Source organism: Pseudomonas imperatae (genome assembly GCF_057128625.1).
Window position 1 is genome coordinate 1 of record NZ_JBSKHP010000056.1, and the last position, 7,177, is coordinate 7,177.

Below are 7,177 nucleotides of genomic sequence, written 5' to 3' on the forward strand. Positions count from 1 at the left end.
GGCGGGGAAGGGGGTGTTGATCAGCGCGGATGAGCAGGGGAAGGCGCAGGGGGAGGTGTTGGAGATGGCGTCAGCCAACGCCGGCCTCAACGATGCCTTGGCGCAGATGACCCAGTGGCAGGGCATCAGCAACGCGCATGGGAGCCGGCAGCCGGCAACCGATGCCCTGAAAAAGCTGCAGGGGGATGCCAAGGGGCTGCATGGCGCCTCGGTCGTGATCAGCGCTCCCATGGGCATTGCCGCCATCACCCCAGCCAGCCTGCTGCTACGCAGCGCCGATGGCCTGTATGTGCAGAGCGACGATGAAATCAACCTGGCGGCGGCTCAGCGGCTATCGGCCCACGCCAACCAGGCCATTTCCTTGCTGGCCCAGGAAGAGGGCATGCGGTTGGTGTCCGGCAAAGGCCCCCTGGAAATCGAATCCCACGATGACCTGCTAAAGCTGGTCGCCCAGCAGGACATCACCGTGCAGTCGGTGCAAGGCCAGGTGGAGTTGACCGCCAAGCACGGCATCACCCTGGGTTGCGGCGGCGCCTTCTTCCGCATCACGGCCACCGGCGAGATCCAGTTGCACGGCCCGAACCTGGTCAGCATTCGCGGCCAGCACCGGTTCAACGGCCCTGCCAGCCAGGCATTCCCCATGCCCGAACTGCCAGGCTCGGTCTGCAAGGCGTGCGCCAAGCGCGCTCGCAGGCTCACCCAATCATTTGTCCTGCGAGAGGTGCAGCCATGAGCGGCAGTCACATCAAACCCTGGGTCACCATGCTGGAAGCATCGTGCCTGGACGTACCCACTCCTTATCTCGACATCATCATCGACCAGGCGGGCAGCGAGGCACCTTTGCTTACGGGCGTCAAAAGCGTCGAGCCGCCGCTGTCATGGCGGTTGCTGTTCGAAGGCCTGCCGGAAGCGGGCGTCAAGGACGTGGGCCCGTTGCTGGTGCGCGTCAACCTGCAACAACCGTTGCAGCGGCAATGGTTGATCGGCTTGGTTCACGAACTGCACACGGCTTCGCAACTGCTGGTACTGGCCAGCCATTGGGAGTTCCCGGAACTGGCCAGCTACCTGACGCTTTGCCTGGAGGCCAGCCATGGTCGCAGCCAGGGGCTGCTGCGCTATTACGACCCACGCGTCTTCCCGCTGCTGTTCAACCACGTCCTGGCACCTGAGCAGCAACTGCAATTTGCACGCCCGGCGGTGTTCTGGAGCTGGATGGATCGCGACGGCCTGCCGCACCACCTTGCCAGTGGCGGCGACCCCGGCGGCACAGTGGCCAACTTCAGCCCCATTCAGCTGAGCCAGGACCAGTTGGCCAGCTTGAGCTGCATCACAGATGCCGCGCAGGCCATGTCGGCACTTGAAACCGTACTGCCAGCGCATTGGAGTCAAGAACAACGGTTCGAGGCGTGTTACGGCGCCTTGGCGCAAGCCACCGCGCAGGGTGTCCTGGCGGCCGCCGACCGCGATGTGTATGCGCACGACATGCTCGTGGGGCACTCCGCAGAGGCAGGTGTGTGCCGCAAGGAGAAGCCCTGATGCCTCAACTTTCCATTGGTAACGTGCTCTTCGCCATGCAGTTCGGTGCGACGGGCGCGTTGTATCCGCCCCAGGCGCCGGTTGATCTGGGCGTTGTCAATGACCCGGTGCGGTCGGCTTCCACGGTGTTCTGCATGGATTGGCATTTTGCGCCGGGCGCAATGTCACGGCGGCAACGCGGTGAATGTCATTTACCTGCCCGACCGCCGTGGCGGCTCGATACAACGACACCCGTCAAGCGTTGCTGCGTTTGCACCGTCTTCGAATACCCCACTAGCACACCGCTTACATTGCCGGAGGTTCAACCATGCCCAACTTAATCCGCAATGCCTGCCTGTTAGTCGCTGCCTTGATGAGTACGAGTACCGTCGCCGGAACGATTGCAGGCATCAATCATACGAGCAACTCCATCAACCGCTTCAGCGTGGATGGCCGTTCCGCGCTCGACATCATCGGGCCTTATCAGGGGGGCGGCGGTGGGTGTTGTTATGTCGCGCCTGGTGAGTGGCGGCCGGGGATGACGGTGCGGGTTGATTGGGAAACGGGGGCAGGTGCAGGCGGTGAGCTTTCTCGTGAGTTTCCGGGTTTTGCAGATGAGAAAAAATACTTGATATGGAGAGCCAAGGTAATGGCCCAAAAACGTAAGCACTCCCAAGTTACTCCAGTTCCCGACTACACCGGCAAAAAGGTGTGCGGCATTACCGTCCACTTCCTGCCCTGCGATGAGCTACAGGTCACCACCTCCTGCTACGCCTACGGCAACCCCAACTACCCCATCAAGACCCCGCTGGAACAGCCGGAGCCACAATCATGTCCGAAGTAAGCCGCTCGCCTGTCTGCTACCCGCCCGAGTTTCCTTTGCAGGGGCGGTTGCCACAAAACTCCGGGCAGGTTCACCAAAACTTCCTGCGCCAGTGCCATCTTGAACGGGACTACCAGGATGCGCTATGCCTGGCGGCGGGGTATCGGGTGACGCCCCCGTGCTGCAGGACCCTGCACATCAGCCTGTTTTTCGATGGTACCGGCAATAACCTCAACAACGATTTTTTCGAATCTTCGCCTGCGCACCCGACCAATATCGCGCGGCTGTTCCGCGCCACCATCGGCGAGGGGCATGCGGGCGGCACGGGGCACCGTGGTGACGACGCCGCGGCGCTCACCGACACCAGCGGCGCGGGCTATGGGCAGTACTTCAAGTACTACATGCCGGGCGTGGGTACGCCGTTTCCGGAGATCGGCGACCTGGACTACAGCGCCGTTGGCCTTGCGACCGGCTGGTTTGGCGAGGAGCGGATCAACTGGGGGTTGATGATGATCATCGACGCCTTGCGCCGCTGCCTGGATCAGCCGCGTCTGGACAACGAAGCCTTGCGCGCCGCAGTCGAGGCCATGGGCACCTTGCCGGGGCTGGAGTACGTACGGGGCAACAGCAACCGCAGGCGCCAGTTTGCCGCGCAACTCAAGGCGCTGGACAAGCCCTTGCGCATCGCCCTGTCGCAACCGCAGCCCGGCGTGTCGAAGTTGTTGGGGCTGAAGCTGTACGTGTATGGCTTTTCCCGCGGTGCGGCCGCAGCGCGGGCGTTTGTCAGCTGGTTGGATCAGCTGCTCGAGCACCGGTCCGTGCTCAAGTGTGACGAGCTGGAGGTGCCCATGACAGTAGAGTACCTGGGGCTGCTGGACACCGTTGCCTCGGTGGGTATTGCCGATCTGGTGCCAGGGGCGCGAGGCCATATGGGCTGGGCCGACGGCAACCAGGAATTGCCGGCGAGCGGGCTGGTGAAGCGTTGCCTGCACCTGGTCGCCAGCCATGAGCAGCGGATCTGCTTTCCGTTGGAGTCCATACGGCGGCGGAGTGGTGAATATCCTGCCAATTGCCAGGAGGTTATTTATCCGGGGGTGCATTCGGATATTGGGGGAGGGTATTCGCCAGGGGATCAGGGGAAGGCAAGTGATGCATCAGACCGTTTGTTGCTCTCACAAATCGCTTTGCACGACTTATATGTCGACGCATTCTCTCATGGCGCGCCGCTGAAGGTTCCAGAAGAAGCTCTCCCTACTGCGGAGCGGGCGGAACGTTGGCGTGTTCTTGACCCAGAAGTGTCCGTTGAATTTGAAACTTCACCACAATTACTCATGCGCTTCAACGCGTGGCGCGAAGTCACGCTAGCTCTTGCATCAATTACTTCTCTACCCAACAGCGACCAGTCAACTCCGTATCAGCCTGTGCCCGCAGAAACAAGCCTCGAACCCGCTATCCGTAACCAGCTCGGCTGGATAAACGCCTGGCGCATCGACCGCTACGGTTTTGCCAGCCTAAAGGAAACCAACTTCTACAAATTAGCCACCGACACGCAGGCACCAAAAGTCCTCCGCGAGGAAGCCAAAGTAATTCACAATAAAAAACAGGCAAAGATCAACGATGAGCGCAACGCTCAAATCGCAAAGGAAAAAGACGGCCGCGTCCCCAAGGTACCGCTCAAACCCGGCCTGCCGGACTTCGACCCCGACATGGCGCAAACCCAGTTGCGCGAGGCGGCCGAAGAGTTTGCCAACGCCTACCGCAACCCCGAGCAACTATTGTCGTCCCTGAGCCGGCTGGTACCCAGCAGCGGGGCGCCGAAGTTCGTCATCAACATCATCACCGCCGATGCGCGGGCTGAGGGCCGGGAGCTCAAGGCGGTGGCGCAGGGCAGGGTAGGCAAGCTGTTCCCGCCATTTGCCGGCTACCGCAACCATGTCGATGAACGCACCCGTGGCCAAGTCGACGAGTTTCGCAACAGGCACTCGCCGGAGGGGCTGCTACGCGAGTTGTTCGACGAACAGGTCCACGACTCCAGGGCCTGGTTTCTGTATGACCAGGGTCGGGAACCGCTAGGCAGTTACTTCCGAGAGCGAATGGTGTTCTTCGGGGACGCCAGTCGCCGCGAAGTGGCCATTCATGGGGAGATCGAAAATACACGCCCGGCGGGTGTGGAAATGAGTGCGGAGCGCCTGGCGCAGGTTCAGCAATCCATCAATGCCCGATGGGCTGCGTATTACGACCAACTGCAGGAGGTTTCCGATGATCTGGCGTGAAGGGATGCATCGACGCTGTGCTGCAATCGGGCGAGAAAGGCGGGAATTGTCCGACGTTCTATACAGTCTTTGCTTGCTCCTTGGCCTCGCTATATCAGCCGAAACCGCCGAGGGCAGCTCCATTGAGGCTGTTAACCACACGCCTATGTCCATTAGCCGATTTAGCGTGGATGGGCGTTCGGGCCTCGACATCATTGGGCCTTATCAGCGTGGAGGAGGGGGGTGTTGTTACATCGCGCCAGCTGAGTGGCAGCCAGGGATGACGGTGCGGATCGATTGGGAAACGGGGGTTGGTGTGGGAAGTGAACTTTCCCGTGAGTTTCCCGGCTTCGGAGACTGGCCGAAATACCTTATATGGCGGGATAAGGTTACGGCGCAAAAGCGCAGGCATTCCAAAGTGGCCCCCATCCCCGACTACACCAACCAGAAAACCTGCGGCATCACCGTCCACTTCCTGCCCTGCGACGAGCTCCAGGTCACCACCTCCTGCTACGCCTACGGCAACCCCAACTACCCCATCAAGACACCGCTGAAATTGCCGGAGCCACAATCATGCCCGCAATAACTCACGTTCCATCTCGCGAGGTACAACCATGAAACCCGTTATTCGCCAAGGCGACACCTTGCAGGAACATGGTGGGCAAGTGCTGGAGGGGCATTATCTGTGCGACGACCAGCCAATTGCCTGCGAAGGCGATGCCGTGTGGTGTAACCGTCACGGCGCCACCACCATTGCCGAAGGCAGCGCGTTGATGCACATGAACGATAGGCCGGTGGCCTTGGACGGGCATGCCTGTGCCTGTGGTTGCACGCTCGTGAGTTCCATGCCCGATACCCAGGTGGGCTCATGAAGCGTGCACCGCAGTTTCGTGCGTACCCCTTGACCGACCCGCCGGTGTACGGGCGTTGGCTAACGGCAGGTGCTGCCCTGCTTGCGCTGGTGAGCAGCGCTTGTGTGCTGCTGGCGCCGAGGGTCGACGGGCGCCAAGCCGTGTTGGTGGTGGTCCTGACGGTGGCGTCATGGCTGGTGTTGTTGCTGGTGCGTGTGTTGCGCCAGCGGTTCAACATCCACAACGCTGAATATTACGACCAGGCAGTGCACGAGGTGCAGCAGCATTGGTGGCGCCGACACCGTCAGCAAGTCGGGCTGCTGGACGCGGTGCTGCTGGGTGCGCAATGCGTGGCACCCCACGACCGTAGTCGTTTGTTCGACCCCCAGAGTCCTTTGCCGGAACTTAAGTCGGTGGGCGATGGCAAGGCGCTGCGCGTTGCCCAGGTGGGTGGCCCTGATGGGCTGGAACGCGAGCAACAACTTGCCGTCCTGCTCGCGCTGCAGTGGCAGTTGCAGGCCCCCGATCTGGTCGCCTGCGAGGTCCAGCAGTGTTATTGGCTGGGTTCCTCGCAGGCTTGGCAGGCCTTTGTCGAACAGATGGCCGTCAGTAAGCCCCAGGTACGCCTGCCGGCACAACCGGTGGCGTGGGAGGGCATTCGCAGCCTCGATGCCATCATCGATCACCTGCACGACGGCCCGGAGCACGCCCGTGTTATCTGCGCTGGCTGCGAGTCTTCCGTTCCCTCCATCCATACAAGCCTGCCGGCAGGCGAGGCTGCATTTCTGTGGCTACTGGCCCCCAAAGCATCCATCTCGCTTTGCCGGGGCGAGTGGTTCACGGCCGGCGCCGAACCACTCAAGGCCGTCGCTGAACGTGCGTTGCAACAGTCCGGCCTGCAGTCGTCCCCCCCAGCATGGGTGTCGGTCCTTGCCGCTGAAACGTTGGCTGTGCAAAAGCCCGGTTGGGGGGGCAGTAGCCACAGCCTGGCGGCAAGATTTGGTGCGCTTCCTGCCTTGGGCGCCGTGGTTGCGCCGACGCTGGCTGCATGGCACGTCGCTGCGCAGGGTGAGCCCTGCGGGTGGCTGGCGGATGACCCTCTTTACACCTTGGCCCTTGGAGTAGTCACAACCAATGACTGAAAACAATAACAAGCCGACTAAGTCCCTGTGGTACACCGTGCTGATGCTGGCGTTGCTGTCCGCATTACTGGTTGCCGGAGGCGTTGTCACCTGGTTGATGTTGGCAGAACCGCCGACGTTTTCCCCGGCGGTGCTGCAAGCACTGTCGATGAAGCTGCTGACCTGTTGGGGGTTGTTGTTCAGCGTGGCACTCCTGATCTGGCTGTTACTGCGCAGCGGCATGCGTCAGATGGTAATTCAACCGTTTGACGCGCTGATGCCGAAGGAGCCGCTGATCCCGGCACGCCAGCCTAGCCCGGAACTGGTCGACTACCTACGCACCCACTACGGCCTCCTCTGGCGCCACAAGGCCCGCCTGATCCTGGTCGTCGGCGAACCCGAGCAGATCGAAGCCATCGCCCCCGGCCTCACCACCCAGCACTGGCTGGAAGGCCACGGCACGGTGCTGATCTGCGGTGGTAGCCTGATCGGCACCCAGCCTGACGAGCAGATCAAGCTGCTGAAAACGCTGCACGCCCGCCCCCTCGACGCCATCCTCTGGACCCTCACCACCCCCCAAAGCCACGACCCCAAAGCCATGGCCGCCGGCAGCCG

The 7,177-nt window shown here is 61.8% G+C and carries 7 protein-coding genes and 1 pseudogene; all 8 read left to right on the forward strand.

The window, feature by feature from the left end; translation table 11 throughout:
- Positions 1–733, forward strand: a 733-nt coding sequence (locus tag ACWKWX_RS32455; protein ID WP_483829908.1) for a DUF2345 domain-containing protein, incomplete at its 5' end; no start/stop codon positions are given.
- A complete protein-coding gene (tla1, locus tag ACWKWX_RS32460) occupies positions 730–1,536 on the forward strand; it encodes a toxin Tle1 chaperone Tla1 (RefSeq protein ID WP_483829909.1) in 807 nt (268 codons plus the stop codon). The genes ACWKWX_RS32455 and tla1, both read left to right, overlap by 4 nt.
- Positions 1,537–1,843: 307 nt before the next feature.
- Positions 1,844–2,359: a Tli1a family immunity protein gene (gene tli1a, locus ACWKWX_RS32465; RefSeq protein ID WP_483829910.1), complete on the forward strand. Its 516-nt coding sequence runs from the start codon at positions 1,844–1,846 to the stop codon at positions 2,357–2,359.
- Positions 2,347–4,611, forward strand: coding sequence for a T6SS phospholipase effector Tle1-like catalytic domain-containing protein (locus ACWKWX_RS32470; RefSeq protein ID WP_483829911.1), 2,265 nt, complete (start codon positions 2,347–2,349; stop codon positions 4,609–4,611). The genes tli1a (ACWKWX_RS32465) and ACWKWX_RS32470 overlap by 13 nt, the downstream gene beginning before the upstream one ends.
- Before the next feature lie 4 nt (positions 4,612–4,615).
- A complete protein-coding gene (gene tli1a, locus ACWKWX_RS32475) occupies positions 4,616–5,176 on the forward strand; it encodes a Tli1a family immunity protein (RefSeq protein ID WP_483829914.1) in 561 nt (186 codons plus the stop codon).
- Positions 5,177–5,204: 28 nt separating this feature from the next.
- Positions 5,205–5,462 (forward strand): PAAR domain-containing protein, encoded by a 258-nt coding sequence (locus tag ACWKWX_RS32480; protein ID WP_483829912.1) that lies wholly within the window; start codon positions 5,205–5,207, stop codon positions 5,460–5,462.
- Positions 5,459–6,583 carry a hypothetical protein gene (locus ACWKWX_RS32485; protein ID WP_483829913.1) on the forward strand — a complete coding sequence of 375 codons (1,125 nt, stop codon included), beginning with the start codon at positions 5,459–5,461 and terminating at the stop codon, positions 6,581–6,583. The genes ACWKWX_RS32480 and ACWKWX_RS32485 overlap by 4 nt, the downstream gene beginning before the upstream one ends.
- Positions 6,576–7,177, forward strand: a pseudogene (locus ACWKWX_RS32490) (ImcF-related family protein); the annotation flags it as partial. The gene ACWKWX_RS32485 and the pseudogene ACWKWX_RS32490, both read left to right, overlap by 8 nt.

Excerpts from the sequence above, each read along its gene's own strand:
- tli1a (WP_483829910.1), top strand. The coding sequence starts at position 1,844 with ATGCCCAACTTAATCCGCAATGCCTGCCTGTTAGTCGCTGCCTTGATG.
- tla1 (WP_483829909.1), top strand. The coding sequence starts at position 730 with ATGAGCGGCAGTCACATCAAACCCTGGGTCACCATGCTGGAAGCATCG.
- ACWKWX_RS32470 (WP_483829911.1), top strand. The coding sequence starts at position 2,347 with ATGTCCGAAGTAAGCCGCTCGCCTGTCTGCTACCCGCCCGAGTTTCCT.
- ACWKWX_RS32485 (WP_483829913.1), top strand. The coding sequence starts at position 5,459 with ATGAAGCGTGCACCGCAGTTTCGTGCGTACCCCTTGACCGACCCGCCG.
- ACWKWX_RS32480 (WP_483829912.1), top strand. The coding sequence starts at position 5,205 with ATGAAACCCGTTATTCGCCAAGGCGACACCTTGCAGGAACATGGTGGG.
- tli1a (WP_483829914.1), top strand. The coding sequence starts at position 4,616 with ATGCATCGACGCTGTGCTGCAATCGGGCGAGAAAGGCGGGAATTGTCC.